This window comes from Ruegeria sp. AWH4_226 (assembly GCF_056159225.1).
This window is the reverse complement of the sequence record NZ_JBSWUU010000002.1, coordinates 394,823-419,924: the sequence shown is the minus strand read 5'-3', so window position 1 is coordinate 419,924 and position 25,102 is coordinate 394,823. Positions and strand designations below refer to the sequence as shown.

Below are 25,102 nucleotides of genomic sequence, written 5' to 3'. Positions count from 1 at the left end.
ATCCTCCCGGTTTTAATTTCTGCCCGGCCGCATTTGCGGGCCGAACCCACCCGCATCTTACAATGCGGACCCTTTTTTTTACAAAAATCGATTCTATCGCCGCTGTCAATAAATAAATAAAGTTTATTTATTAATTCAATCGAGTATCTTTTCATAGCGAAAAGAGGTGTTTATGTTTAACCCTATGGAGAAAGAAGCGCTGAAAATGCTGACCGGTGGTGTCAGTCAAAGTGGGGTTCGCGACCACAATGAGCGCCTGATTTTGACTGTATTACAACGCCATGGGCCTGCAGCCGGGGCAGATGTGGCGCGGTTGACCGGGCTTTCTCCTCAGACTGTTTCAATCATTTTTCGCAAGCTCGAAAAAGATGAGATTCTCAAGCGCGGGACGCCATTGCGCGGTCGGGTTGGTAAACCATCGGTTCCGATGGAGCTAAACCCCGAAGGTATCCTTTCGGTCGGAATGAAGATCGGCCGGCGCAGTGCTGATCTTCTTTTGATCGATTTCACGGGCAAGCCACGTCGGCAGCTTTCCACAACCTATGACTATCCTCTGCCAGAAGCCGTATTTGGATTCCTGAAATCAGGGCTGGACACACTTCTGGCCCATGAACCCCAAATGCTGCGTGATCGTGTTTGTGGCATCGGAATTGGAACACCGTTTGAACTTTGGAAATGGCACGATTTGTCTGGACTGGCAGCCAAAAAGTTCAGCTCTTGGAAGAACGTGAATTTCTTCACCGAGGTCGCCAAGTTCAGTGACCTTCCGGTTTTTGTGGTCAACGATGCCACGGCGGCTTGTCACGCTGAGCATCTTTATGGCCGAGGGGCAGAGTACCGCGACTATTTCTATTTTTTCATCGGCTCGATGATTGGCGGAGGTGTCGCATTGAACGGCACTGTTTTCGAAGGCAACCAAGGTAACGCTGGCGCTTTAGGTGCAATGCGCACCACGGGTCCTTTGGGTGAAAGCCAGCAATTGATTGACGTCGCTTCTTTGTTCCTGCTGGAAGACAGGTTGATCGAGGCAGGCGTTGACCGGGGCATTCTGTGGCGAAAACCACAGGATTGGAGCAGCATTTCCCGCTATGTCGAACCGTGGATCGGCACAACGGCACAGGAGCTTGCCAAGGCTGCTTTGTCAATTTGCGCCGTCATCGATTTTGAGGCCATATTTATAGATGGCGCATTCCCGTCTGAGGTGCGCGAGGAACTGGTCGCGCGGGTGCGCCGCTATCTTGCCAATCAGGACAAGCGCGGATTGATCCCTCCGGTCGTCGAGACGGGTGCAGTTGGGCAAAACGCGCGCGGTATCGGCGCAGCGAGCAGCCCCATTTTTAGACAGTTTCTGTTGAACACAAATGCCGGGCTTTGCCGGATGTAAGTCGCACGTCATGACGCTGTAGAACTGTTGGAACGCTGCTCGCACCGTAGGGTTTCAGCGCGAAAAACTTATTCGCTTATTCGAGATTTTCCCGACTGCGCCGGGCGGAAATGTGGCAAGGATTGTGTTGCTGATTTGCGTCAAGGTGGTTGGTCGCATGGCAGGCGGGGCATAACGCAACCGGAGTTTCAGTGGCCTCGCCAGTTTCATAATCAAAGCAGTATTCCTGCCCGCAGATTTCAAGAATTTCTCCTTGTTGCGCCAATTCCACAGCGGTTACCCCGCAATGATCACAACAGCCTTCTGAAAGGGCGGCCTTCAGATCCGGCAGGTCAACTTTGCTTTGGTAATTGCATTCAAGCGTTTTCATTCGTTACCCAATCACACTACTTGCTTCTACTACTACACATAAGCTGTGCAACAAATTAGACAAATTTTTGGTAAAGCTGCGAAAATCCAGACCTGTGGGTCAGTCCAACGCATATATGTGACAGTCGTGCCGAAACTCAGTTCGGTGTCGACAGACAAGCTTTGATGGGTGGGAAGTCTTGCGGATCAATCCTTTCCAATTGTGCGCATCATCTGCCGAAAGTAAAATTTAGGCGCTATGCGGTTCATTACACTGGACAGCGTGGCGATGCGCCCAACGGGTACGAAGTCTCTTTGCTTTCGAATGCCGTCAAGAATAATGCGTGCCGCATCATCTGGTTCCATATAGTCAACGCCGTCGGTCGCGGATCCCGGTCGGACAAAGCCCTTTTCAGCCGCTTGAGGTCGACCAATATTAGTGGCAACAAAGGAAGGGGCTGCAATGGTCACATGAACACCGTACGCCATTTCCTCTGCCCGAAGGGATTTGAAAAACCCCTCAAGCGCGTGTTTGCTGGCAGCATAGGCCGTTCGATGGAGCAAAGGGGCAAACCCAGCAACAGAAGACACTGCCAAATGCGTGCCTTTCGACAACCGTATCGGAAGCAGAAAGTGTTTTGCGCATTCTACTGCCGCAAAGTAGTTGATTTCGAACAGGTCACGATGCGTTTTCATGTCACTGTCAGCGAAAGCCGAAATTTGTGAAACGCCGGCATTGTAGATGACCAGATCGATAGATGGTCTGTTGCGTACTATGTCCTCGCATGTCGCAGCACATTGATCCGGATGGGTCAGATCGCAGGCATAAACGCTGGTATTTTTCCCGTTGGCCAACTTATCGAGTTCGGGCCCGGCCAGGTCGATCAGCACCGTGTGCCATCCTTGCTCACACAGCGCGGCCGAAAGCGCCTTCCCCAATCCGCCAGCACCCCCGGTTATGACTGCTGTCTTTTTCATTGTGCGTGCTCCCACCAACGTTGGAATGCTTCGGCGCTTGAAAGCTTGGGGTGATAGCCGAAACGGGATTTAAGGGCGGTGTTGTCCAGCACTGGCCGATACAGCAAAAAGCGTACCTGTTCTGGGCCGTATCGCGTCAGACCCAAGGGTCGGGCAAGCGTCAGAGCGCTTTTGACCAATCCAGGCGGCAGCCATCGAACGCGTTTGCCCATCGCGGCAGCGATTTGCGAAACAGACAACGCGCCGTCACCTGAGACGTTGTAAATTCCTGCCGGTCCGTCAGTGGCAGCGCGAACCAGTATCTGTGCAAGGTCTTGATCCCAGATGAACACAAAAGGGCTGTCAGAACCCGTCAGGCCAAGCAATCTCGGTTTATGGAACAGGGCCGTGATCTGGTTTTCGATCTTATCACCAAGCACCGTGCCCACGCGTAGAACAACTTGTTCCAAGTCCGAGGCGGTTTCCCTGGCCTCTGCCAACATCTCCTCGACCAATCGCTTGTGCCATGAATAGGCAAACTCCTTATTGCCCCGCAGGGCGTCGGTCTCGGACAAAGGAACCGGGTTATCGGGGTGATAGCCATATGCCGCGCCAGACGACGTTACGACGAGTCGCTGTACTCCGGCTGCAATCGCGGCGCCAAGGACATTGCGCGTACCTTCTACGTCAACGAGATACTCAATATCTCGCGTTGAGTTGGGGCCGGGTGTTACGATCGAAGCCAGATGCACAACTGTATCGGGGCGCTGTGCTAGGATCACGCTCTGTGGGTCGTCGCTGGTCACGTCCAGTTTCGCAAAGCGCGTGTTTGACGGCAGATTTGAAGGTTCGCGGATATCTGTCGCGATCACCTCAAGGTCGGTGCGCTGCCCCAAGAGTTGAAGAAGCGCCGTTCCCACGGCTCCGGCTGCGCCTGTGATCAGTATTCTGGTCATTCTTGTATTTCCCGCCGTGCAAAGAAACTTGCCAGCGCAATGCCCGAAATGGCGTGCCAGATGCCCCATAATGCCGCCGCCACGGCCATACCGCCCAACCCGCCGAAGAAGGCAAAGATCAGGATCAGCCCAAGGCCCGAGTTTTGTATCCCGGTTTCCATTGTGACGGACCGGCGATCTCGATCGGGCAGACCGGCTAGAGTTGCAGTCACGTATCCACCAAGAAATGCCAGTGCGTTGTGTAGAACAACCAATCCGATGATGGCCCCGGCAAACTGAAGAAAGTTGCCCCAATTTGCAGCCAGCGCGAGCACGATGAACGCGACAAATATGCCCATGGAAAGCCATTGCATAGGTCTGCGAATGAGATCAGCAAAAGGTGTGTAGCGTGCATTTACGACCATACCAACAATCAGCGGCAAGATCAGCATGAACCCGACCGTAATTGCCACTGCGACCGGGTCGATTTCTGTTCGCCGCAGGATGTCCCGCGTGGGGCCGTAAAGATTACCCCAAAAGGCAATATTCGCCGGTGTGACGATAATGGCGGCGACCGTGGCACAAGCGGTCATCGAAACTGACAGGGCGACGTTGCCCTTGGCGCGGTGCGTCATGAAGTTCGAAATGTTTCCACCAGGACAGGCTGCTACCAGAATAAGGCCCATCGCAACCGAGGGTATAGGCTTGAGCGCAACAATCATCGCAAAAGTCAGCGCAGGAAGAACCAGAAATTGGGACAAGAGCCCAACGATCAGCGGTTTGGGCCCGCGCAAGACGCGCCGGAAATCGTCAATACGCAGATCCAAGGCAATCGAAAACATGACGATCGCAAGGATGGCATTTAACACTCTGAGGTTTCCGGCGTCGAAGTTCAGCGCGACTTCATCAATCCCGTTCATACTTTGGCTGCCTTCAAAGCAGCGATCTGGTCAGTGACTTGCTTCCTGTACGTCGCCTTATCGACGTAATACGCCATGCGGGGAAGATCGATGTAGTGCATGCCGCCAGTCGCTCTCTCGTAACCGTTCGATTTAGCGTCACGGATTGAATTGGCTGCCGCATTGCCAGAACGTAACCCGGCTAAGTACCGGGCGACCATTTCGGCCTGTTCATGGCGGCCCTGCCACCCCAGACCCGTAGCCTCGATCATGCCAAGCACAAACAAGTCATCCCGGTCCGGGTGCATGCAGTTGAGGTAAAGATGCGGTGCGTCGCCCTTCCAGTTCAGCAGTTCTTTGTCAATGAAAGGGTAATGCAGCTTATACCCTGTGGCGGCCAGGATCATGTCATAGTCGGCCGAGCTGCCATCTTGGAAGTGAACAGTGCTCCCGTCTAGTCGCGCAACGTCCGGGCGCACTTGCAGGTCTCCGTGCCCGGCATGAAACAGGATCAGCGAATTGACCACCGGGTGCGATTCATAGAGCGCATAGTCCGGTTTCGGAAAACCGTATTTCTGCGGATCGCCTACAAACCATTTGAGGATTATTCCGTCGATCTTTCGTTTCAGCCACATCGGCAAGCGGATTTTTCCGCCCATCGTGTCGGCGGGGACACCAAACACATATTTTGGCACGAAATAGTAACCGCGGCGCATTGACAGGTCGCACGATACCCCGTGATGGATCGCATCTACGGCGATGTCACACCCGGAATTTCCCGCACCTATGACAAGCACACGCTTGCCCGTGAACTGGGTCGGATACCGATATTCCGAGGCGTGGATAAGCTCACCTGAAAATTGGCCTTCGAATGCTGGCATGTTGGGTTCCGACAAGGTGCCGTTTGCGATCAGAAGGCCCGCAAATGTTTGAGTGTGCTGCGCACCTGTCTTGTCGCGCCAGGTTATCTTCCAGCCACCATCTTGCAGCGGATTGGTGTTTAGGACTTCGGCACCGAAATGAAAGTGTTGATACAAGTCGAACGCGTTGGTAAAGTCTTGAAAATATGACTTCATTTCTCGGTGTGAGGGATATTCCGCCGTCTCGTCCCGCATCGGGAAGTCAGCAAACTCGGTCATCCGCTTCGAGGAAATGAGATGGGCGGTCTCGTACATCGTGGATCGCGGCGCGTCGATGTTCCACAGACCCCCCACATCATCCGCCAATTCAAACCCTTGAAATGGCACACCCTGCTCGATCAGTGTTTTTGCCATGGCCAGACCCATAGGCCCGGCACCGATCAGTGCAAAACACTCTTGTGGGCGGGCCTTCACCGTGATCGGTTGGCCCGCTCCTACCTGCCCCTGTTCCATACGTCTCTCCTCCTGCGGCATTGTTTATCTTGAACGAACGTTCGAAATAAGGCAATCTAGTTGTTGAAATGGCTCAACATGCTGTAACAGAACGAAAAAGAGCACCGTCGCAGCGATCCATCGCTGCGCGAGAGCGAATCCTTGACGCCGCAGAACAGGTTTTTGCCGAGAGGGGATTCGACGGCGCCTCAATCCGGGACATCGCCGAACGGGCAGGGGTTCAGAAGGCCAACGTGAATTTTCACGGCGGGCCAAAAGAGGAATTGTTCGAACGCATCGTTGCGCGACGCGCTTCGGTGTTGGCGCAGGAACGTATTGACGCAATCAGGCTTCTGGAAGCGCATGGCGAGTGGAGCGTTGGTGATCTCTTGTCCGCTTTCATGCTGCCGCTCGTAACGCGCGCTTTTGGCAAAGACCCTCAATGGCTGGCCTATGCGCGCATCGTGGCAATCGTCTCGGCTGACACGCGTTGGCGTTCGTTGGCCGCGATGCATTTCGACCCCGTCGCCACGCTGGTTGTGCAAAAACTGTGTGAGAAGCACCCAGAGGCTGATCCGGTACGGGTTGCCGGGGCGTTGGTCTTCGCCGTGTCCTCGATGCTGGCGCTGTGTACATCGGACTGGCGGATTTCGACGCTTGGCGGGTCGGATAACCAGCCCGACGCTGATGGCTTGATCCAAAACCTTTTGGGCTTTTGCGAGGCAGGGGTCGTAAGCAGTTTAACTTAGTCGAAGCGTTCATAGTCACTCAGCGCTTGGGCAAACGTCGCGGCTATTGGCTTTCAAACGCCGCGATCAGTTTCTTCGCCAATGGGAGCGGAGAGTAGCCGAGCCTGGAGGGTGTCAATCCAAGCCTGACAACCACCATGTCATACGAGGGGAAAATCCCGATTGATTGTCCGTCATGACCTTGTAGCCAGACAGCGTCCTCAAATGGTGGCAGATCGCCGGGAGCTTCGATCCAAAGATGCCCCTTGCCGTACTTTCCGTCTGATGCGGCCACAGGTTCAAACATCCAGTTCGCAAAACCTTTGGGCAAGATTTGTTGACCCTGCCAAACGCCCTGCTGCAATAACAACTGACCGAAACGCGCCCAATCCCGGGCCGTAGCATACATATAGCTTGAGCCTATGTACGTATCGGTGGCGTCCGTCTCCAACACAACCGATGTCATGCCCAAAGGCTCGAATAGCGCCTCTTTTGGATAGTTTAACCCGCCATCCTTAAACTTGTCCTGCCAGACACGCGACAGAATTGTGGATGTGCCAGACGAATAGTTGAAAACACGTCCGGTTTCGCTTTCCGCCGGACGGTCCGACGCAAAACCCGCCAGATCGTCTTTTAGATAGAGCATCCTCGTAACGTCCGAAACATCTCCATAGTCTTCGTTCCACTCCAGCCCGCTCGACATGGCTAACATGTCTTCGACGGTGATGTCGCCGCGCCCGTCTTGTGCCCAATCCGGAAAGCTTTCAGTCAGGTTTTCGCCCAGGCTCATTTCACCCGACTGGATCAGCGTTCCGATCAACCCGGCGGTCACTGTTTTTGTCATCGACCATCCAAGTAAAGGTGTCGTCTCATCAAAGCCCTGTGCATAGCGTTCCCCGACAATCCGTCCGTTTCGCACAACGACAACCGCGCGGTAGCCTTCTCCTAACAGGGCTTCATCAGAAAGTGCTTCGGCAATCCGTGGGTTTTCGGACAGTTCGACATCATTGCCTTGGGGCCAAATCCCGTCTGGCAAATCAGGTGAAGCGGCCAGCGTTTGGTTGCTGAGCGCGACTGAATGCACGTTGGTGCAACCAAGGCCTGCACGATATTGCGAAACGGCAGGCGCAAAGACCTTGAATATCCTTGCCTCGACGCTTTGCGCTTCATGGTCAACGTGGATCGAAATCTGTTTCAGCAAAGGGTGCCCCGGGGCCTGAACGTCAACGGATAGCACCTCATCCGGTTCGCGTCCGGCGATGAATACGTTGGAACAGACGATCTTTGCCGAGTAGTTGGTGCCAACCCTCAGAAGGTCTGGAGGGAAGACCAGCAGGTAGCCAACCAAAACGGCGGCGACACCCGCAAAACCACCAACAAAGATCTTTATCGCTTTTCCAACCATAACGCCTCCCGGCCGATCGCACCGCCCCAGCCCTTGCTGTAATTTTGAGACTACTAAATGACAGGAGCCATTGGCGTACCACCGTTCCGTTGCGTAGCTTCGGCGAAATGCCCGAGTGCTGCAAAAGCGGGGTTGGGGTCGTCTTGCCTGAACCTCAACGCAGCTGTTCCCTTTGCCTTGGCTTTCGACTTTGCGGCCTGAAGTGTCTGAAACGCGGTAATCATGCTAATAACAGTACCCTGAAGGCCCAACAGCAGAGCAGTCGTCGAAATCAGCTCCAGTGCGTCCTAGCCAACCCTTGCTTTTCCCTCTGGGCAATGTCCGGTTTCTTCTGGAACGCTGCCATCGGGCATGCCTTCGAAACACTGGAGTGCCGTTTTCATAACCCGCGATCGAATTCTGCGGCGTCCTTCTACATAGCCCAAGCGTGACATCCGAAAGGGCAGGAACGGGCCAAATCGCCGGGCTGCCGTCCCGAAGGAAGTCCATCATCCGCTCTACGGTTTGATCAGCTTGGAAAGCAGGTCCACTTGGAACTTGCTGTTGATTGTCTTACGTCGAGGATTCCCCAACCGCGTCCTCACTCAAATCAATCGGAATTTCTGCAGGATTTACAACTTTGGAATGCTCTAACAGGGCTACTCGGTGGGCACCTTTGGTTGCGCGGCGAAACAGAGGTTTCGTGCGCAAAAACCGCCAATGTGACCAAAACGCGCGACCATGCTGTAACTTTCTTAATCTGTCGCGCCCCTCTTTTCCCTTCAGATGTGCTGAATGTCTCCGCGTTTATTTATTGCGTGGAGGCCAAAAACGTCTTGCGAATAGCGGCTTTCATGGCGTCCCGTGGCCCGGTATCCTGTCCCTTGCCTGCCGCCATGACAAGTTTCGATGTCGGGACCTGACCAAAACCCAGCTTACTACTAACAATGGACAGACCAGGATGAAGTGTGGATCGGCCCAGCAAACTGACCGCTATCCCGGCTTCAACTGCAGCCATGACGCCGTGGACGCTGGCGCTTGAATACACCACCCGGTAGGATTTGCCCCTTTCGCCAAGCGATTTAAGTGCCGCGTCACGCCACCAGCAGGCGTGATCGAACAGGGCCACTGGCAGGATGGTTTCAGAGGTGAAGTCACGACGCGCAGATGACACCCAGCATGTCGGATCTTCAAAAAGAACTTCTTCATTTTGTGTTGGGTTTTCTACTTCGTAAATTGCGAGATCCAGCGTTCCTTTCCCGAGCGCGTCCGGAAATCCAGTGCTCGAGGCGCAGGTTACCTCTAACTCCACTTTTGGGTTCTGCCGGGTGAATGCGGCGATGATTTCGGTCAGCTTCGCCTTTCCGTGATCGTCCGGTATGCCAAGGCGCAGTTTCCCGGTTACCGCATTCGACGAGATTTCTTGCAGCAGCGTGTCAAGGCGTTCTGTCACGTCCCGCGCGACCGGCAACAATTGACGGCCAGTATCGCTCAGCGAAACTCCACGTCCGTGTCGTTCAAAGACCGGTTGCCCGAGAATGGACTCAAGGCGCTTTATCTGAAGGCTGGTGGCGGATTGAGATCGGAAAATACGGCTGGCACCGTCGGTGACGCTGCCGGCTTCGGCCACGGCAACAAAGGTTCGCAACAGATCGCTGTCCAGGTTTTCCATTCGTTTTCCAGATAGCCGAAATTCAAACTATGCGTTTCTCAAATGGATGTTCTGACATTAGTTTTCAATGCCAAAGGGGAAAACAATGACCGATATTGCTGCTGTACTGAAAAAATCGTCGAAGAAGTATTTGTTATGGGGGCTGTCACTTGGGCTTTTGACAGCGATTGGTTTTACTTGGCCGAACCACACCAGAGATGCGACAAGGTTTGTATTTTGGAGCCTTGTTGTCGTCGCCCCGATCGTTATCCCGGGGATTCTTGTTGCAGCATGGATTATCGCCAGCGGAGCGGATGCACACATATCCAAGGCGTTCGAGGGAAAGACGGTTCGAACTGTGGTGGCCGCATCCTTGATCGGTGCTATTACACCCGTCTGCGGTGTGACTGTATTGCCCTTGATGGCAGGATTGTTGGCGGCAGGTGTACCGCTTGCCCCAATTATGGCGTTTTGGTTGTCCTCTCCGATAACAGACCCAGCAATGCTTGCAACAACGGCTGCGACTCTTGGCCTGAGCTTTGCAATTGGTAAGTCCCTTGCGGCGGTAGGATTAGGCTTGTTCGGCGGCGCGATAACAGGACTGTTTGCCGGATCGCCGTGGGCAGTGAACGCGCTGCGCGACAACGGTCTGGCGCGACAACTCAGCGCTGCGCGCTGTGGCGGTGAAGAACCTTTTGATCCGTGGGTTTGGCGAACAGAAACGCGCCAACGGTCCTTTTATGTTCAAATCCGAGCGACGACGCGGCTCATCCTGATCTGTCTGATCCCCGCCTTCGCGGCAGAGTATGCTTTGAACGCGGCGCTCACTCCGGGGTCGCTTGCTGTTTATGTGGGTGAGGATCAGTGGTGGGCTGTCCCGGTTGCAGTTTTCATTGGTGCGCCTGCCTATGTGGATGGCTACGCGGCGTTGCCGTTGACGCGTGGATTGCTTGACAACGGAATGTCGTCCGGTGCCGCCATGGCGTTCCTGATCTCGGGCGGTGTTGTCAGTATTTGGGGGGCACTTGCGATTGCGCCCATTCTCAAGCCTAAACCGTTCTTGCTTTATCTTCTGCTTGCGGTGCTGGGATCACTTTTGGCGGGGTATGTGTTTGGCTGGGTGATGTGAAACTCGAGCGGCCGCTGCAGAGGCCCATGCAAATTCAGAGGCTTGAGGAGATGAGAGCAAACTTGTTTATCTGGATAGAGTTTTCTTCCCGGCCATCAGCATGACTGCGGCGCTTGCCAGTATGATCAGGCACCCGATGACAACGGGCCACGACAGTGTTTCATTGAAAACGACGTATCCGATGACTGCCGCGTAGAACAGGGAAACGTAGAAGAATGGGGCCAGGAAGTTTGCGTCCGCAAGCTTTGCCGCGCGGATAAAGCAGGCCTGGCCAAGGATCGCGACTGAACCCAGCAGCACCAGAACAATAGCTTGATCTAGTGCGGGCCAAACAAAGTCCGAAAGCATGAACACCGCCGAAACAAAGACGCCCGTAAGATTGCTGAAAAACAATATGGTAACCGGCCCGTCCGTCGTTTGAGCCAACCATTTCACGCTGACGATCTCGGCGCCCATGAATGCCGCCGCAGCAAGCGCAATGATAGCACCGCCGATTGCGACACCGGAAGACGGTGACGCGATGATCAATGCGCCAACAAGACCGATAGCTGCTGCTGCCCACCTGAGTTTCGGTACACGTTCTTGCAAGAAAAGCGCGGAAAACACCATCGCAAAGATCGGGCTGGTGAAACCAATCGCAGTCGCGGACGCGAGCGGGATTGTTTGAATCGCCGCAAACATGAGTGCGATCCCCCCAAATCCCGCGATTGTCCGGACAAGGTACCGCGATGGTGACACGATACGGAACCGCGTTGGCCGAAAAAACATCAACGGTAGCATGACCAACGCCGCGACGGCATAGCGTGCAAAGGTGATCTGGAAAACGGGTATCGTCTGCATCGTGTCTTTGACCCCTGATGCAGATTGCTGACCTGAAACGCCAAGATGCTTAGCTGCCGCATTCATCAGGGCAAAGAACAGCGCGCCCAGCAATGTCCAGATCGCTGCCCGGGTGTACGACCCTGATCGTGAAGAGCCTGTAGAAGGTTGAGGTTCTGATACCATCAAGCGCAACACTGCCCAAAGAGATGCATCGATCCGGCTATGTATCTGTTGCCACTACCGGCATTCAAGGCCACGGACAGAAAGGCTTTGTCAGTTGCAAGCCATAGAATGCAAAACAATCCAGTGCTGGTACAAGCTTCACAGTCGGTTCCGCGACCCTCTGCGTAAGAAGCGCAAACTGACACAATCTTCGACCAATTCAAAAGGTGCATTACTCCCTCAAAATGGGGTTCATCAACAGTCGCATCGTGGGCGAGGTGACAAACCTCTGTGCAGCGGTTTGACCTCGAATGCGTCGCACCATAGGTAAGGTCACCGTCGGAGTTTTAGAAATGGGTCCTTCCAATTTCAGAAATTTGAATTCCGAATATCACGCAATTGGCTTGTGAGTTTCTTGTACGGTATGGACTTCGTGACGGGCCAAAGCCCAGTACGATCACTTTGGCGGCCGTTTCCTATTTTCCCCCCGGCATATGCGGCGGGTGCGTCGTCATACACCGCGCCAGCGGTCCTGATGCAGGTTCCGCAATCCGTTACGTGGTATCAAAGAAGGTCGAGATCCATTCGCTGAACCAACTGCCATCGGCTTGTTGGCGGAGAATGACCGCATTCAACAAACACTGAGACTGCGCAGGAAGCTCAGGATGCACCAGGCCAGTATCGTCAGTTTCCAGCAGGGCTGTTTTCACCTCTCCGCCGTCTGACGGGCGGCAATACAGCCAAGCAGGATGGTTTTCGACAGTCTTTCGCCCAGAGTAGAGCCGGAACCCGACTTGCTCGCGCACCCACTCCTTTTCCAGCCCTACGCGTTTGTCAGACTGGTTCTTGCCATCGAAACTCACGAGGGTCTTTGCGTAGCGCTGGTAAGATTCGTGAACGTACCCGTCCTCTGTGACGCTTGGTTGGGCAGTGTTCACACGGCCTTCAAGCCCGACAGATCGGACAAACTTTAGAAACGCACTCTCGGTCGGATACAAGTGTTTGCCCGGATAGCTTTGCAGTGCGAGGATGTGCAGCCCATCCCCAAAAGCATCAAGTCGCACGTCCCCCTGTGATCGCGCGTTTAAACGTAAATCACTTGTTGTATCTGGTCCGGCCCAGATGGCCTGTTCAAACTTGACCGGATCAAAGATATAGCGTTTCCCTTCCAGTTCTTCACCAATGAAGACAACGGGTGTTGTATAGTGGCCTTCAGGCGAAGTCTTGGCGGGGGCCTCGATCCACATTTCATGGGCCGTAACCGGCAAAGCACCTATGCAAAGCCAAAGAATGGCCGAGACGAGATTATACATCCTGCAACGCTCCTACTGCGATGACGGCGCCGGTTGGTGCTCCGGTGGGTGAACCGCCCTGCGGCTCAATGCTTACGGCAAGCGTTGAACTTTTTGTCAGGGTAAGACGAAGGGGCAGGGACTTATCGTCAACAAAAGTTCCCAGCGAAACAGGCGGCGCATCGTCCTGCACTGCCCACAGTTCAAAGACCGACCCAACGGGCAGCCCGCTTAACTGTGACGAGATACTTAGCAGACCGCGATCCCGGTCGACGCTTACCACGACCGAGCCTTGTTCGCCGATAAGTTCAGCCTTGATATCCGGGCTCACATCGCCGTTGAACTGCCAGGCCACAAATCCCAGCCCGAACATGATCGTGACTGTGGCGCCAGCGATCCAATTCCAGACTCCCCGGTAGTTGCGCTGGCTCGCAAAAAGTCTCCGGTCGATTTGAGCTTTGACTCGCGACGGAGGCGTGAGGCTGCCGAAATCGTCATTCAGCCCCTCGAACCTCAACTCCCATTGCCGGATATGTTCGGCGAATCCGGCATCTGTTCGCATTCTGCGCTGAGTTTCGCGTCGTCCGTCATAGTTGAGGACACCCAGAACGTACTCGGCGGCGATCACGTCATCCTCGATTGGTGTAGATGGGTTACCGGTCATATTACAGATTGCTCCAGGCAGTCGCGAAGACTGATTAGGCTACGACGCAACCAAGTCCGGATCGTGTTGATTGGCTTGTCAAATCGGTTGGCGAGGTCCTGATAGGAATAGCCTTCCAGATAAGCTGACCGGACCGCTTCAGCACGCTGTTGATCCAACTCTTCCAGACAGGTTTCGATTTGAACTCGTTGCTGTGACGCGGCCGTCGCCGCTTCGGGTGTAGGATTGCTGTCAGGGATGTTTTGCGCCATCTCGATCGGGGCAGGTGGCTCTTTTTTAGCGCGCAACCGGTCAATGGCCAGGTTGCGCGTGATGGCGATGAGCCATGAAATAGCCCGTGATTGACCGGGGCGGAAACTGCTGGCGCGTTGCCAAATCCGAATAAATACGTCTTGCAATACGTCTTCAGCTTCGGCGCGGTTTTTCATGATGCGAACAGCGACCGCAAAGAGTTTTCCCGAGGTTTGAGCATAAAGCGCGTCAAATGCGTTGCGGTCCTGCAATGCCACGCGCGCAATCAGATGATCGAGGTCGCACGCCGGGGCCTTGGTCTCAATGCGGGTCAATATACACCTCCCAGTTCCAACCTCACGGGCGCGGAACCGTTTTGGCGCTGCGCTGGTCTTTCGTCTGTGGCTTGTAAATTGTTGCGGGCGCGGTCCAGTGATCTGAGCCGTTCTTCATAGGTGGCCTTCAACGACCGGTCCGACCGCAGCACAGTAGGTTTGAGGAATACAAACAAAGTTCGTTCCGTGCTGTTGCGGCTGCGCGACTTGAACAGGTTTCCCAGCACGGGGATATCTGCGGCACCTGGAACTTTTTGCAGCGATTTCAGATTGTCACGGGTAATCAAGCCACCCAGAACGATTGTCGAGCCGCTTTGCGCCAGGATGCTCGTCTGGATTGAGCGGCGGTTGGTAATCAGGTCAGCTGCGCCTTCGATATTGGCGTTGACCAGCGAAGAAACCTCCTGACTGATGTCCAACCGAACGGTATCCCCCGCATTGATACGCGGTAGCACATTCATCGTCAGTCCCACGTCACGCCGTTCGATCGTTGTGAATGGTTGGGTTGTGTTCCCATCCGTGGAAAATGTACCCGTTCGAAATGGCACGTTCTGACCAACCACAATTGAGGCTTCCTGATTGTCCAGCGTCGTCAATGATGGTGTAGACAGCAGGTTTGCCGCCGTTGTCTGGTTCAAGGCCTGGATCAGGATGCCAAAATCGCTGCCACCCAGTGTCAGAGTGCCGCCAGTGGTCGCCAGCGCGGCGTTTGGAACACCCAGAGCCGTAAGCAGCGTTCCAAGTGCGCCGCCGCCATTGCTGAGCGACGTAGCTGCGAGCCCACCGGGCGGCGCAAACTCGTTCAGGCCAAGTTGAACGCTCAGCCGTTGCGCGACTTCTCCGGACACTTCGACAATTGCCGCTTCGATTAGAACCTGCGCGCGTTTGCGATCAAGTTGTTGAAGCAGGCCCGCTACCTCGCTCAGCTGCGACTCCGTTCCCCTTGCAACAATCGCGTTCTGCGCCGTGTCTGCTGCAATCGTGATCCCTTGTCCGCCCGATACGACGGCGGCAGTGGCCACGCCATTTTGCTCAAGGTCTGCCGCGACGACATTGGTCGCCGTGGCTCCGCCTGAGGATAAGGCCGTCTGAAGGATGCCGGCCACTTGCTCTGCTTCACCAAAGCGCAAGGGGAAAACGCGTGTCAGCACTTCGACCTGTGGGTTTGCGACCGGGGGCACATCCATGGCGCGGGCCAGCGTGTTGACCTCTTCGATCTCGGCATTGGTTCCTCGAACAAGCAATGTGTTTGATCCGGGGTCAACCGACAGTCTCGCTCCGGTTGGATTGGGGCCAAGGACTTCGGCGATGGCTGCACCGACGACGCCCGCCTGCGTATTGCGGAACTGAATGACCCGAGAGGTTCGGTCTTGTGCGCGATCCAGACCATCGACCAATGACATGATACGGTCGACCTGTTCAGCAGTGTCAGTGATCAAGATTGCATTTGGTTCTTCCAGTGCTTCGAGAGAGCCCGAAGCGGCCACGAGCGGCCTCAGAACCCGTGCGGCTTCGCCAGCAGATAGGTTCCCAAGCCGAATGAGGCGCGTTACGAAGTCCTGGCTTCCAGCCGCATTGGCGGTCTGGCCGCTTTTGGCGGCGGCCCGCGCGGTTTCGAGCGGTACGATTTGCCAGACGATGCCACTTTGAACTGCGTGAAACCCACGCGACCGAAGTATCGACTGATACAACTCCCACGCGCCTTCCCGATCCAGAGGGTCAGCGGACACAACGGTTATCTCGCCGCGCAAGTCCGGATGCACAATCAGGGTGCGGTCCGTGATTTCCGCGATCTGCTCGGTCAAAAGCGAGATATCGCTGTCCCGTAAATTGATGGTAAATTGCTCGCCCTGACCCCTGGCGGTGGGGGCAGAAGTAACAAGTAGCAGTAAGACTGCTAAAACACGCAACAGCATCTGTCGTCACCTTAAAGGGAAAGAAAATGTCAGGATGCGACCATTGCGCTCAACTTCCAGACGCGCATGGCCAGAGGCGGCGATCTGATCGTAGAAGCGCCGGTCGCTTTCAGGATTACCTACGGCTTGCCCATTGACCGACCGCACCAGGTCCCCTGACTTTAACCCCGCCAGCTTGACGCCGATATCGTGCTGTTCTGCAATGACATAGCCTTGCTCGGTAGCTTTCAGGCCAATGTCTTTCAGGACGGCGTTTGGGTTCTTGCGGATGCGATTGCGCCAATAGTCGATGTATTCCGAGGTTGTTTCGGGTGGGCCGGGCTTTTGGTATGTTGCGGGCACCACGACACCACTCCCCATTCGGGCAAGTAGATCTTGTTGACCATCGGTGGTTGTTTCTTTGGAGTCCGACTTTTCAAGTGTCTGTGCGTCATCATCCAGATACAGCGTAAGTGTCTCGCTTTCCGCCGTCAGTTTCACATGGTCCGTACCCACGTCGGCCAGAACAAAAGAAGGCGTGACCGTTTGTTCCTCGCGGAACAGACCGACGGTTCCATCGACTTCCAGAAAGGCAGCGGATATCGATTGAGCCGAATAAAACACGCCGCGCAGCAGAATGTTCGGTGTTTCACCAGATCGCGGGGAAGCGGGAACATCCGCCTGCGCCACCCGGCCAAACGGGGCCGTTTGCAAAAGGCGTTCAAGATTGGGCTGATCATTTGCGGGAAGGTCGAGGGGTGTTGCAGGCGACATGGATTCAATCGCAACGATTCCGGCAAAATGACGCGCAACCGGTAAGGACTCATAAACCAGCGAGATGACGATCAACGCAATGATCGCTAGTCGCGGCAGGAACTCGGTAACGACCCTCATTTCGCACCGCTCGGCGTGTCGATAAATCCGGTCAATCGGGCCAATGCGGAGTCGCGATCGTTCAGCGGCCCGACAGAAATATCAATCCGTGTCAATTCGGGATCGTCAGTGTCCGAGCGAGTGGTGGATATCCACCAGTCCTGACCGGAAAATCGCGCAATATCGGTTTCACCGCTCAGCCCCAGGCCCAATTCAACCAACCTGTTTTCTGCAATCCAGCGCGCCGTTGCCCGATCGGAATAGGCGGTGATCGCACGCGTATGTTCCTCGACCGTTGAAAGCAGCGTCGCGGCAGATACGGACAGTACGCTCATGGCCACTAAGGCCTCGAGCAGACTAAATCCACTATCGGTTCCGCTTTGCATGTTCACCGTCTTCCTTTTCGAGTTGCAATAGGTGCAGACCATCAAAGCTCAGCTCAGGTCCTTCGGCCAATGTGATGTGCAAAGCACGACCGCTTTGCGGCACCAAAGCCGGCGAGACAGCGAACACTGCGTCTTCGTCAACACGGAAAGAGATACGGGCATACCGGGCAAAAAGTTTCGGCGGGTTTTGACGGCGATCGGGGGAGGGCGTCCAATTGTCGTCGTCCAGTTGAAGCAAGACAATGTCGTTTTCGCTTTGCCAAACCCCAAAACCGACTCCGACAGACAGCGATTGATCAATTGCAGCATCAAGCCGCGTTTTCAGTGTCAGAAAATTCAGGTCGCTCTGCGTTGATGATTGCCGGGCCGGTATAGAGAGAACAACCGCGCCGGCAACAATCGCGAACAGGGCCAGGACGACAAGGATCTCGATCAGCGTTACGCCAGCCTCGGCCCGGCGAGACCCGTGTGTCTGCATCACGAGCCCGCTCTGCCTTCGTTGGGGCGCAATGGAATGTCTGCGTCGACGCCACTTCCACCGGGGGCCGCATCTGCGCCTAATGAGACGAGCTCGAATTCACCGGCCGCCGCGCGATAGACATATGGCGTTCCCCAAGGGTCAAGCGGTACGTCGGCGAGGTACCCGCCTGTTGGCCAGGATCGAGGCAGCGGCGGGCTGACGGGGCGTTCAGCAAGGGCATCCAGACCCTGAACCGTTGTTGGGTAGCTGCCGTTGTCCAATCGATACAGCTGCAGCGCGCTTGCTACGGTGCGCATGTCTGTCTGGGCGACGGCCACGCGCGCCTCGTCAGGGCGGCCAATGACATTCGGCACAATCAATGCCGCAACCACCGAGATAATTACCAGAACAACCATCATTTCAATCAGTGTGACGCCCGCATCCTGTGCGCGTGGTTTTTGGGCCTTCGAAGCAAAAACAGTCATGAAACTTTTCCTATCTGGCTTGCGTATCTTCGGTTACATAGGCGCGTTCGCGTGCCCCGTAAAGGTAAAAAATTATGCTAAAACAGGAGGTTAGCGTGAACAGTGCCGGGCGCGCTACTGAACGCTCCGTGGCATTGGTGCCACTTTCGGATACGTCAAGTCGCGCCTGCGTCGACCCATCTCTGCGAGGCCGTGTAATGGCGGCGGCGGAGATCTCGAGGACCGCGCCGCCGACAGTGATTTCAGGCGCTTCGGTGTTGATTTTGCCGGTCGCCCTGCCGGTCAAATCCACGCGCCAACGCCGATCAGCATTGCTTTTTGCCGTAGAACCTTTTTTGGCCGAACCTGTCGAGCAGGTCGCCCTGGCGCTCGGGCCACAACTTACCAGCGCAGACTGGCTGTGCATCGTTGCAAACCGTGACTCGCTGCACGAAATGTTGGCCGAGACCCCTGCGACGGGGGCGGTTCTGCCGGATACACTGGCGGTTCCGTTGCCTTCGCGGGCAGATGCATGGGCCGTTTGGTGCGGATCAGAAATGACCCATTTGCGCCTTGCTGACGGAACCGGTATGGCGGTGTCGCCAGACGAGTTCGAAGAACTCTGGCGGGCCTTTGACTCCCCGGAAATCGAGTTGTTTCACGGTACCCTGCCAGTGGGTATAAGTGCTGCGTCCAAAACGGAAGACCTACCACCACTAGACCCGGCGCTGCTGGAGGTTAACTTGCTGGGTGGGTCTCGGGGTGGGGCGGTGCAGGGGCTTTTTGCATTGGTCCGCTTCGCCGCTTTGGCTCTTCTTGTCGCCGGAGTGCTGCATACAGGTCTTCTTTGGGCGGATGCGTACGCGCTTGACCGTGTCGCTATGGATCGGCGTAATCAGGTGCAAGGCCGGCTGATCGACCTGAACTTCAACCTTGAACCGGACTTTCCGATGTCTGCGCTGGCTGACCGGCTTGCAGTGCGTGCTCAGAAAGGTAGCCGGCAGGAACCGTTTCTGCAGGCATTGGTTCAAACTTTCGACGCCCTGTCCACGGTGGCCTCCGTAAACCTTCGGGACCTCAGATATGATGCTGCGTCCGGTAGTCTGGCGTTGATGATCGAAGCAAATGATCTGAAAGCTTTGCAATCTGTCGAGACTGCACTTGCGCAAGCTGGGCTTGCAGCTACTGCAGGGGCGGCGACCCGCAACGCGGCAGGGGCGGAAATGCAGATCGTCATAGCCGGGGGGGTGTAATGCGGCACCTCACCGACCGAGAAAAGTGGCTGCTGATTTTTGCCGGGAGTGCTGTGACCTTATTGGCAAGCTGGCATTTTGCCGTGTATCCGGCATTGGCCGCGCGCGCCGCAAGTCGCGTACAAATTGCCGAGGTTGAATCCGTTGCGGGAGTATTGGACCAGCTCTCGGCTCAGAACTTGCTGTCTCCGGTGGAAACGTTACCGCCTTTGCGGATCAGGGTGACCGAAACTGCCGGTCGGCTTGGGGTTGAGATTCAACGCCTCGATCCTCAGGGCTCTGCCCTGTCCGTTTCGCTTGACGACGTTGCGTTTGCGAAACTGGTTGGATGGCTGGGCGCGCTGACAGGTTCAAACAGCGTCCGCATACTCAGCGCTGAGATTTCCCGCCGCCCGGAACCCGGCACCGTAAGTGCCCGCTTTGTTTTGGAGGACGCGCAATGAATACTGTGCCTTACAGCTTTGCACGAACCAATGCGCTTGCAGTAGACGGCGATACTTGCCTTATGACTGACAAAACCAACTTTGTCGCATTGGCCGAGGCACAGCGGATTTGTGGTCGGGCGCTTAAGTTTCGGAAGGTATCCGCGGCAGTACTTTCGGAAGCACATGAAGACTTGTACCGCGACAGCGCGAGCGCGGCTGCCGGCGCTGCAGAGCAAGCCTCTGGCTTTTCGACAGAGGCTGATCTGGAAGCGCTGGCCGACAGTGCCGCCGGGGTTGACGATCTTTTGGATCAACGAGATGACGCGCCGGTTGTACGCTTGATCAATGCGTTGTTGCTGGAGGCGATCCGTTCACAGGCATCTGATGTGCATATCGAAGTTGAAGAGAGCGCTCTTGTCGTCCGGTTTCGGGTCGATGGTATTCTGCGAGAGGCGCTTAACACCAATCGCGCGCTCGCTCCGCAACTGATCAGCCGGATCAAGGTGATCGGCCGTCTTGATATCGCCGAGAAACGCAAACCTCAGGACGGTCGCGTTTCGATTCGTATCGGCGAATACCATATGGACGCCCGGATTTCGACAATACCGGCCCAGCACGGAGAGCGTGTCGTTCTCCGCCTGCTTGACCGAAACCAGACGCGAACCGGTGTTGAAACGCTGGGCATGACAGACCGAATGCGCGAAACGTTCGAACGTTTGTTGTATCGGCCTGACGGGTTGGTCTTGGTGACGGGCCCCACCGGATCGGGAAAAACGACAACGCTCTATGCCGGCCTTGAACTGCTGAACGATCGGCAACGCAATATCATGACGATTGAGGACCCGATTGAATATGCACTGCCCGGCATCGCACAGATGCAGGTCAATCCGGCAACCGATTTGACCTTTGCGCGTGGGCTTAGGGCGTTGTTGCGACAAGACCCGAACGTCATCATGGTTGGGGAAATCCGCGATGGCGAGACCGCCCGTATCGCCGTTGAAAGCGCGATGACCGGGCATCTGGTAATGTCGACGCTGCATACAAACAGTGCAATCGGTACGGTCGCGCGGCTTATTGATCTGGGGATCGAACGTTTTTTGCTTGCGCCGATGCTGCGAGGTTTGATTGCGCAACGGTTGGTCCGCCGGGTCTGTTCCGATTGCGCCCGACCCCGAAGTGTTACCCCAGCCGAAGTGGCAATGTTGGGCGACGAAATGCAAACCAATGAAACCATCCTGGCAGGGATCGGATGTGCGGCATGCGAAGGCACAGGCTTTCGCGGGCGCGTAGCCATTTACGATCTTGTCGAGGTGACACCTGAGCTTGAAAAAATGATTTCGTCTGGCGCAAGCGAGGCAGAACTGGCCGGTGCAGCGAAAGGCGCTTCAGGTGGGCTTTTGGGCGATGGGATCGGGAAGATTCGGCAAGGTCTGACCACACCGAGTGAAGTGGCCAGGGTTGTACTCGACCCCGGTTCTGAAAGCGTAAAATGACCCGCTTTCGGTATCGTGCCATTGATCAGGCTGGCAAAACGTGCCGCGGATCTCTTGAGGCTGCGGGCTTCTCTGACGCACGTGCACGCTTACGTCAGATGGGTCTTTTGGCTGTGTCAGTTCGCGAAGCGCGCTTTTTTTCCGCTTTGGGCGACTTGCAAATTCGACCCGGACCCAAACGTCCCAGCGCGGCAGAAATTTCAGTATTCACGCGGCAGATGGCAACTTTGATTGCAAGCGGAGTGCAGATCGAGGCCGCGCTGGCTGCAATCGCGGGGCAGACCACACCGCGAATTTCAGCGCTGTGCCGCGCGACCCGGGCGGAAATTCTGAACGGCGGCAGCCTCAGCAAAGCGCTCGGTCAGCAACATAACCGGTTCGACAGGTTCTATTTGACGTCGCTACGGTCAGGGGAACAATCGGGCCGTCTTGGTGCAGTTCTTGACCATTTGGCGGATCATATGGAGACCGCACAGCGTCACCGTCAGACGGTATTATTGGCGCTGATCTATCCTGCGATCCTTGTTGCCGTTTCCGTTGCCGTTATCCTTGCCTTGCTGGTCTACGTGTTGCCGGATATCGTCCGGGTCTTTGCCGCGCGTGGCGCAGACTTGCCGCCGTTGACCAAAGCGATGATTTCAATCAGCGATTTTGTTTCAAGCTACGGGGTTCTTATGCTTCTGGCGGTGGCTATTTTGATGGCCGGGCTTCTGGCGCTGTCGCGCAACGCTGCGGTGCGCGTGATTTTGCATCAAGTGCTGTGGCGCGTAGGACTTGTCCGGCAGGTGGTACTTGTTCAATTTACCGGCACTCTTTCAACTTTGACACAAAGCGGTGTGGCGCTTACCGATGCCCTTAAAGCAGCGACAACGACCGTGGGAAACCTTCAGGCGCGCGCATGTCTGACGCAGGTTGCGAATGAGGTGCAGGAAGGAATGTCGCTGTCGCGGGCACTGGCGGCACATCCGGAATTTCCACCGATGATGATCACCATAGTGGCAAGCGGCGAAACCAGTGGACGCTTGCCGACCATGTTGGGTCGATTCTGGACCGATCAATCGCAAAGTCTGCAAGCTCGTATCAAAGCCATGGTCGGTTTGGTTGAACCGCTTGTCCTGTTGGGCATGGGGGGCATCGTGATGCTTCTGGTACTTGCGATCCTGCTGCCGATCGTCAGCCTCAACACGCTGGTGGGCTAAGACCCGCGCCTACTTGGAACCGAAACTGGAGTGAGATTCATGATTGAAGCTGCCAATCCAAGCCGTCGCCGTTTCTGCCTGACGCTGGCGAGCCTGCCGATCTTGGCAGGTTGTGCTAAGGGCGTATCCTCGGAAAGGGGCGGGAGTTCTGGCGAACAACGAAACGTTTCGGTCCTTCTTCCACTCTCAGGCTCGCAGAGCGCATTGGGGCAACGCATGGCCAAGGCTGTCTGGCTGGCTGATGATCTGAGTATCGGCCCGACAAGGGCCACTGTACTGGACTCAGGTGATACGCCAGAAACCGCCGCGGCCGCAGCATCGCGCGCCATGGCTGGTGGGTCAGATGTTATTGTAGGGCCACTTTTTCGCGAACAGACACGGGCCGTTTTGCAGACCGCAGGTAACATTCCGGTCCTGACGCTTTCCAATGACAATACCCTCGCCAATGATGGTGCATGGGTTTTTGGGGTAACGCCTGAGCAATCGGCTCAAGCTGTCCTGCGATACGCGTCCGATGCCGGTGCGCGCCGCATCGCGACCTTAGAAAACATCACTCCGTTGGGGGTCCGATCACGGGCAGCTCTGTCTGCGGGTGCCCGCGCTTCGCGCTCGACGATATTGCCTGAGGTGCCGGCGAATACTGCACCCGCCGGAATGGGCAGCGCCCTTCGCCGCGCGGGTGGCGGCACGCTTCCTGATATAATTTACGTGCCGGGTGCCAGCTCGGCTGTTTTGGAACAAGCGGTCGCGGCAGTCGGAACCGGTGTAACAACAATTGGGTCTGTACAATGGTCAGGCCTGTCCGGAGGTCAGTTTGAACGTCTTGACAAAGCTTGTTTCACCGGGCCCGACCCCCGGAAATTCGACCAACTGTCCGCCAGTTTTCGTGCACATCTCGAAGAAGATCTGGGCATTATCGGAGCACTCGCGGTCGACGCAGTCGACTATGCACGCAAGGCTGGTAGCAGTACTGATCTGAAACGGCGCAAACCGATTGAGGGACTGTTGGGGTCGACGCAACTGAGTTCCAATCGCACCTGTACACGCAAACTGGCGGTTCTGAGAATCAACGGCGGTGACGTCGTCAGGGTGGCATGATCAGACGTTCCGGCCAGTCCGGCGTCACCATGATCGAAATGCTGGCTGCATTGGCGGTCTCTGCCATGATCGGCGTTGCCGGATTCACGCTGTTGGACGGGGTCGTCCGCCAAGATACAAAGCTGGAGGGTCGTATTGATCGGCTTTTGGCGATTGATCGTGCTTTTCAACTGCTAAACCTAGACGCCAGTTCTGCATATCGTGGCGGGCTGACCGAAAAAGGCGGGTTTAAACTGGTAGCGTCGGACTATGTCGTCGAATGGTATGCAAATGATGAAGGGTTGAGCCGAAAGATTACTTGGCCGGACGGGCAAAGCCTTGTTCAAATGGTTCTTGAGGGTGAGGTTCAACTTGTCGGTCATCCAGACAGCAATCAAGCAGCGGTACTCGAGCTGCCGAATGACGACTTGCGTCGGTTGATCTTGCTTCCTGCCCCGCTCGCACCATGACGCGCGGATCAGAACAGGGTGTAAGCCTCTTGAATGTTCTTGTCGTTGTTGCCGCCGGAGCAGGGCTGGTGCAGGTCATGTTGACAAGCCAGGATCGCGCTTTGGACCAACTTACCATTGGCCGGGACATCTCTCAGGCTCGGGCTCTAGCCGAAGGCGGCATCACCTCTGTTGCAATCGAATTGCGGCGCGACCTTGTCGACGCGCCCGAAAGCGATCATGCGGCTGAGGGCTGGGCGTTGGCCTCGCAAAAGCCGATTCAATTCGATTTCGGTGAGTTCGCAGTCAAAACTGAAGATTTGCGTGGCCGGTTCGACCTCAATTCACTTGGTCCCGGCGGTCTGGTTGAATTGCGTGTCTTTAACGAATTGCTGATCCAACTGGATCTGCCGCAAACACTTGGTATCGAGATCGCACGTGTCGTCGCCGCCAACGGTCCTTTGATGTCCGCCGAAGACTTGCGACGGGAAGGAATTTCCGAAACTGCGGTCAAGAGGTTGAAGCCCTATGTTACTGCTTTGCCAGACAGGCATCCTTTGAACCTCAACGCAGCGGACAAAATTGTCCTATCCGCTCTTCTTGCGAATGAGGTAGCTGCGGATGGCCTTTTGGCTCGTCGAGCTGGGAAGGGGTTTGTTGATCGCGCAGATCTTGCGGCGCTTGGCGTTATCCAGCCACCTTTGTCTGGGTTCACGTCCGACGCATTTGAAGTTGTGGCAACAGCCAGTGTGGGCACAGCACGGGTTACTGTTGAACGGTACGTGTTTCGCGATGCCGAAACTGGTGAAATCATAATCACGCCGGCATATTGATTCCGCAGAAAAAACCGCCGCC

Annotated in this window: 27 protein-coding genes; 10 read left to right on the top strand and 17 right to left on the bottom strand. The window is 55.7% G+C overall.

The window, feature by feature from the left end:
* The first annotated feature begins 184 nt into the window (after positions 1 to 184).
* Complete coding sequence (locus ACXAET_RS17330) at positions 185 to 1,384, top strand: ROK family transcriptional regulator (protein ID WP_475188439.1); 1,200 nt, start codon at positions 185 to 187, stop codon at positions 1,382 to 1,384.
* 76 nt (positions 1,385 to 1,460) lie between these two features.
* Here ACXAET_RS17330 and ACXAET_RS17325 read toward each other — a convergent pair whose 3' ends face one another.
* The 5 genes from ACXAET_RS17325 to ACXAET_RS17305 form a co-directional block, all read right to left on the bottom strand.
* Positions 1,461 to 1,754 (bottom strand): hypothetical protein, encoded by a 294-nt coding sequence (locus tag ACXAET_RS17325; RefSeq protein ID WP_475187915.1) that lies wholly within the window; start codon positions 1,752 to 1,754, stop codon positions 1,461 to 1,463.
* Positions 1,755 to 1,939: 185 nt separating this feature from the next.
* Entirely contained in the window at positions 1,940 to 2,710 is a 771-nt protein-coding gene (locus ACXAET_RS17320; RefSeq protein ID WP_475187914.1) for an SDR family NAD(P)-dependent oxidoreductase, read from the bottom strand.
* The gene (locus ACXAET_RS17315) at positions 2,707 to 3,645 is read right to left on the bottom strand and encodes an SDR family oxidoreductase (protein ID WP_475187913.1); all 939 of its coding nucleotides are present in this window, start codon (positions 3,643 to 3,645) and stop codon (positions 2,707 to 2,709) included. The genes ACXAET_RS17320 and ACXAET_RS17315 overlap by 4 nt, the downstream gene beginning before the upstream one ends.
* On the bottom strand, positions 3,642 to 4,544 hold the full coding sequence (locus ACXAET_RS17310) for a bile acid:sodium symporter family protein (RefSeq protein ID WP_475187912.1): 903 nt from the start codon (positions 4,542 to 4,544) through the stop codon (positions 3,642 to 3,644). The genes ACXAET_RS17315 and ACXAET_RS17310 overlap by 4 nt, the downstream gene beginning before the upstream one ends.
* Complete coding sequence (locus ACXAET_RS17305; protein WP_475187910.1) at positions 4,541 to 5,896, bottom strand: flavin-containing monooxygenase; 1,356 nt, start codon at positions 5,894 to 5,896, stop codon at positions 4,541 to 4,543. The genes ACXAET_RS17310 and ACXAET_RS17305 overlap by 4 nt, the downstream gene beginning before the upstream one ends.
* A gap of 68 nt (positions 5,897 to 5,964) precedes the next feature.
* Between ACXAET_RS17305 and ACXAET_RS17300 the strand changes: the two genes are divergently transcribed.
* Positions 5,965 to 6,624, top strand: coding sequence for a TetR/AcrR family transcriptional regulator (locus ACXAET_RS17300; RefSeq protein ID WP_475187909.1), 660 nt, complete (start codon positions 5,965 to 5,967; stop codon positions 6,622 to 6,624).
* A gap of 43 nt (positions 6,625 to 6,667) precedes the next feature.
* Here ACXAET_RS17300 and ACXAET_RS17295 read toward each other — a convergent pair whose 3' ends face one another.
* The 3 genes from ACXAET_RS17295 to ACXAET_RS17285 form a co-directional block, all read right to left on the bottom strand.
* The gene (locus tag ACXAET_RS17295; protein WP_475187907.1) at positions 6,668 to 8,008 is read right to left on the bottom strand and encodes a serine hydrolase domain-containing protein; all 1,341 of its coding nucleotides are present in this window, start codon (positions 8,006 to 8,008) and stop codon (positions 6,668 to 6,670) included.
* A 53-nt stretch (positions 8,009 to 8,061) separates the two neighbouring features.
* Positions 8,062 to 8,280 carry a hypothetical protein gene (locus ACXAET_RS17290; protein WP_475188436.1) on the bottom strand — a complete coding sequence of 73 codons (219 nt, stop codon included), beginning with the start codon at positions 8,278 to 8,280 and terminating at the stop codon, positions 8,062 to 8,064.
* Between the two features lie 518 nt (positions 8,281 to 8,798).
* Positions 8,799 to 9,659 carry a LysR family transcriptional regulator gene (locus tag ACXAET_RS17285; RefSeq protein WP_475187905.1) on the bottom strand — a complete coding sequence of 287 codons (861 nt, stop codon included), beginning with the start codon at positions 9,657 to 9,659 and terminating at the stop codon, positions 8,799 to 8,801.
* Between the two features lie 85 nt (positions 9,660 to 9,744).
* Here ACXAET_RS17285 and ACXAET_RS17280 point away from each other — a divergent pair, with 85 nt between their 5' ends.
* Positions 9,745 to 10,767 (top strand): permease, encoded by a 1,023-nt coding sequence (locus ACXAET_RS17280; RefSeq protein WP_475187904.1) that lies wholly within the window; start codon positions 9,745 to 9,747, stop codon positions 10,765 to 10,767.
* Positions 10,768 to 10,833: 66 nt separating this feature from the next.
* Here the strand turns inward: ACXAET_RS17280 and ACXAET_RS17275 are convergent, their stop codons facing one another.
* The 9 genes from ACXAET_RS17275 to gspG form a co-directional block, all read right to left on the bottom strand.
* Positions 10,834 to 11,772, bottom strand: coding sequence for a DMT family transporter (locus tag ACXAET_RS17275; RefSeq protein ID WP_475187903.1), 939 nt, complete (start codon positions 11,770 to 11,772; stop codon positions 10,834 to 10,836).
* A gap of 533 nt (positions 11,773 to 12,305) precedes the next feature.
* On the bottom strand, positions 12,306 to 13,064 hold the full coding sequence (locus ACXAET_RS17270) for a hypothetical protein (protein ID WP_475187901.1): 759 nt from the start codon (positions 13,062 to 13,064) through the stop codon (positions 12,306 to 12,308).
* The gene (locus tag ACXAET_RS17265) at positions 13,057 to 13,707 is read right to left on the bottom strand and encodes an anti-sigma factor (protein WP_475187899.1); all 651 of its coding nucleotides are present in this window, start codon (positions 13,705 to 13,707) and stop codon (positions 13,057 to 13,059) included. The genes ACXAET_RS17270 and ACXAET_RS17265 overlap by 8 nt, the downstream gene beginning before the upstream one ends.
* The gene (locus ACXAET_RS17260) at positions 13,704 to 14,273 is read right to left on the bottom strand and encodes a sigma-70 family RNA polymerase sigma factor (protein ID WP_475187897.1); all 570 of its coding nucleotides are present in this window, start codon (positions 14,271 to 14,273) and stop codon (positions 13,704 to 13,706) included. Before ACXAET_RS17260 ends, ACXAET_RS17265 begins: the two co-directional genes overlap by 4 nt.
* Positions 14,270 to 16,189 (bottom strand): type II secretion system secretin GspD, encoded by a 1,920-nt coding sequence (gene gspD, locus ACXAET_RS17255; RefSeq protein WP_475187895.1) that lies wholly within the window; start codon positions 16,187 to 16,189, stop codon positions 14,270 to 14,272. The genes ACXAET_RS17260 and gspD overlap by 4 nt, the downstream gene beginning before the upstream one ends.
* A 6-nt stretch (positions 16,190 to 16,195) precedes the next feature.
* Complete coding sequence (locus ACXAET_RS17250; RefSeq protein WP_475187892.1) at positions 16,196 to 17,062, bottom strand: hypothetical protein; 867 nt, start codon at positions 17,060 to 17,062, stop codon at positions 16,196 to 16,198.
* On the bottom strand, positions 17,059 to 17,427 hold the full coding sequence (gene gspI / locus ACXAET_RS17245; protein WP_475187890.1) for a type II secretion system minor pseudopilin GspI: 369 nt from the start codon (positions 17,425 to 17,427) through the stop codon (positions 17,059 to 17,061). Before gspI ends, ACXAET_RS17250 begins: the two co-directional genes overlap by 4 nt.
* On the bottom strand, positions 17,408 to 17,905 hold the full coding sequence (locus ACXAET_RS17240) for a type II secretion system protein (RefSeq protein ID WP_475188431.1): 498 nt from the start codon (positions 17,903 to 17,905) through the stop codon (positions 17,408 to 17,410). Before ACXAET_RS17240 ends, gspI begins: the two co-directional genes overlap by 20 nt.
* The gene (gene gspG, locus ACXAET_RS17235) at positions 17,905 to 18,372 is read right to left on the bottom strand and encodes a type II secretion system major pseudopilin GspG (protein ID WP_475187888.1); all 468 of its coding nucleotides are present in this window, start codon (positions 18,370 to 18,372) and stop codon (positions 17,905 to 17,907) included. The genes ACXAET_RS17240 and gspG overlap by 1 nt, the downstream gene beginning before the upstream one ends.
* 95 nt (positions 18,373 to 18,467) lie before the next feature.
* Here gspG and gspL point away from each other — a divergent pair, with 95 nt between their 5' ends.
* Genes gspL through ACXAET_RS17200 form a run of 7 tightly spaced genes read left to right on the top strand, consistent with a single transcriptional unit; the run spans position 18,468 to position 25,080 of the window.
* Positions 18,468 to 19,604 carry a type II secretion system protein GspL gene (gspL, locus tag ACXAET_RS17230; RefSeq protein ID WP_475187886.1) on the top strand — a complete coding sequence of 379 codons (1,137 nt, stop codon included), beginning with the start codon at positions 18,468 to 18,470 and terminating at the stop codon, positions 19,602 to 19,604.
* Positions 19,604 to 20,047 carry a type II secretion system protein GspM gene (gspM, locus tag ACXAET_RS17225; protein WP_475187883.1) on the top strand — a complete coding sequence of 148 codons (444 nt, stop codon included), beginning with the start codon at positions 19,604 to 19,606 and terminating at the stop codon, positions 20,045 to 20,047. Before gspL ends, gspM begins: the two co-directional genes overlap by 1 nt.
* A complete protein-coding gene (locus ACXAET_RS17220; protein ID WP_475187881.1) occupies positions 20,044 to 21,522 on the top strand; it encodes a GspE/PulE family protein in 1,479 nt (492 codons plus the stop codon). Before gspM ends, ACXAET_RS17220 begins: the two co-directional genes overlap by 4 nt.
* Entirely contained in the window at positions 21,519 to 22,721 is a 1,203-nt protein-coding gene (locus ACXAET_RS17215) for a type II secretion system F family protein (protein ID WP_475187879.1), read from the top strand. Before ACXAET_RS17220 ends, ACXAET_RS17215 begins: the two co-directional genes overlap by 4 nt.
* 39 nt (positions 22,722 to 22,760) lie before the next feature.
* Positions 22,761 to 23,819, top strand: a complete 1,059-nt coding sequence (locus tag ACXAET_RS17210; RefSeq protein WP_475187877.1) for a penicillin-binding protein activator — start codon at positions 22,761 to 22,763, stop codon at positions 23,817 to 23,819.
* The gene (locus ACXAET_RS17205; protein ID WP_475187875.1) at positions 23,816 to 24,268 is read left to right on the top strand and encodes a PulJ/GspJ family protein; all 453 of its coding nucleotides are present in this window, start codon (positions 23,816 to 23,818) and stop codon (positions 24,266 to 24,268) included. Before ACXAET_RS17210 ends, ACXAET_RS17205 begins: the two co-directional genes overlap by 4 nt.
* Positions 24,265 to 25,080, top strand: a complete 816-nt coding sequence (locus ACXAET_RS17200; protein WP_475187873.1) for a type II secretion system minor pseudopilin — start codon at positions 24,265 to 24,267, stop codon at positions 25,078 to 25,080. The genes ACXAET_RS17205 and ACXAET_RS17200 overlap by 4 nt, the downstream gene beginning before the upstream one ends.
* Positions 25,081 to 25,102 lie beyond the last annotated feature (22 nt).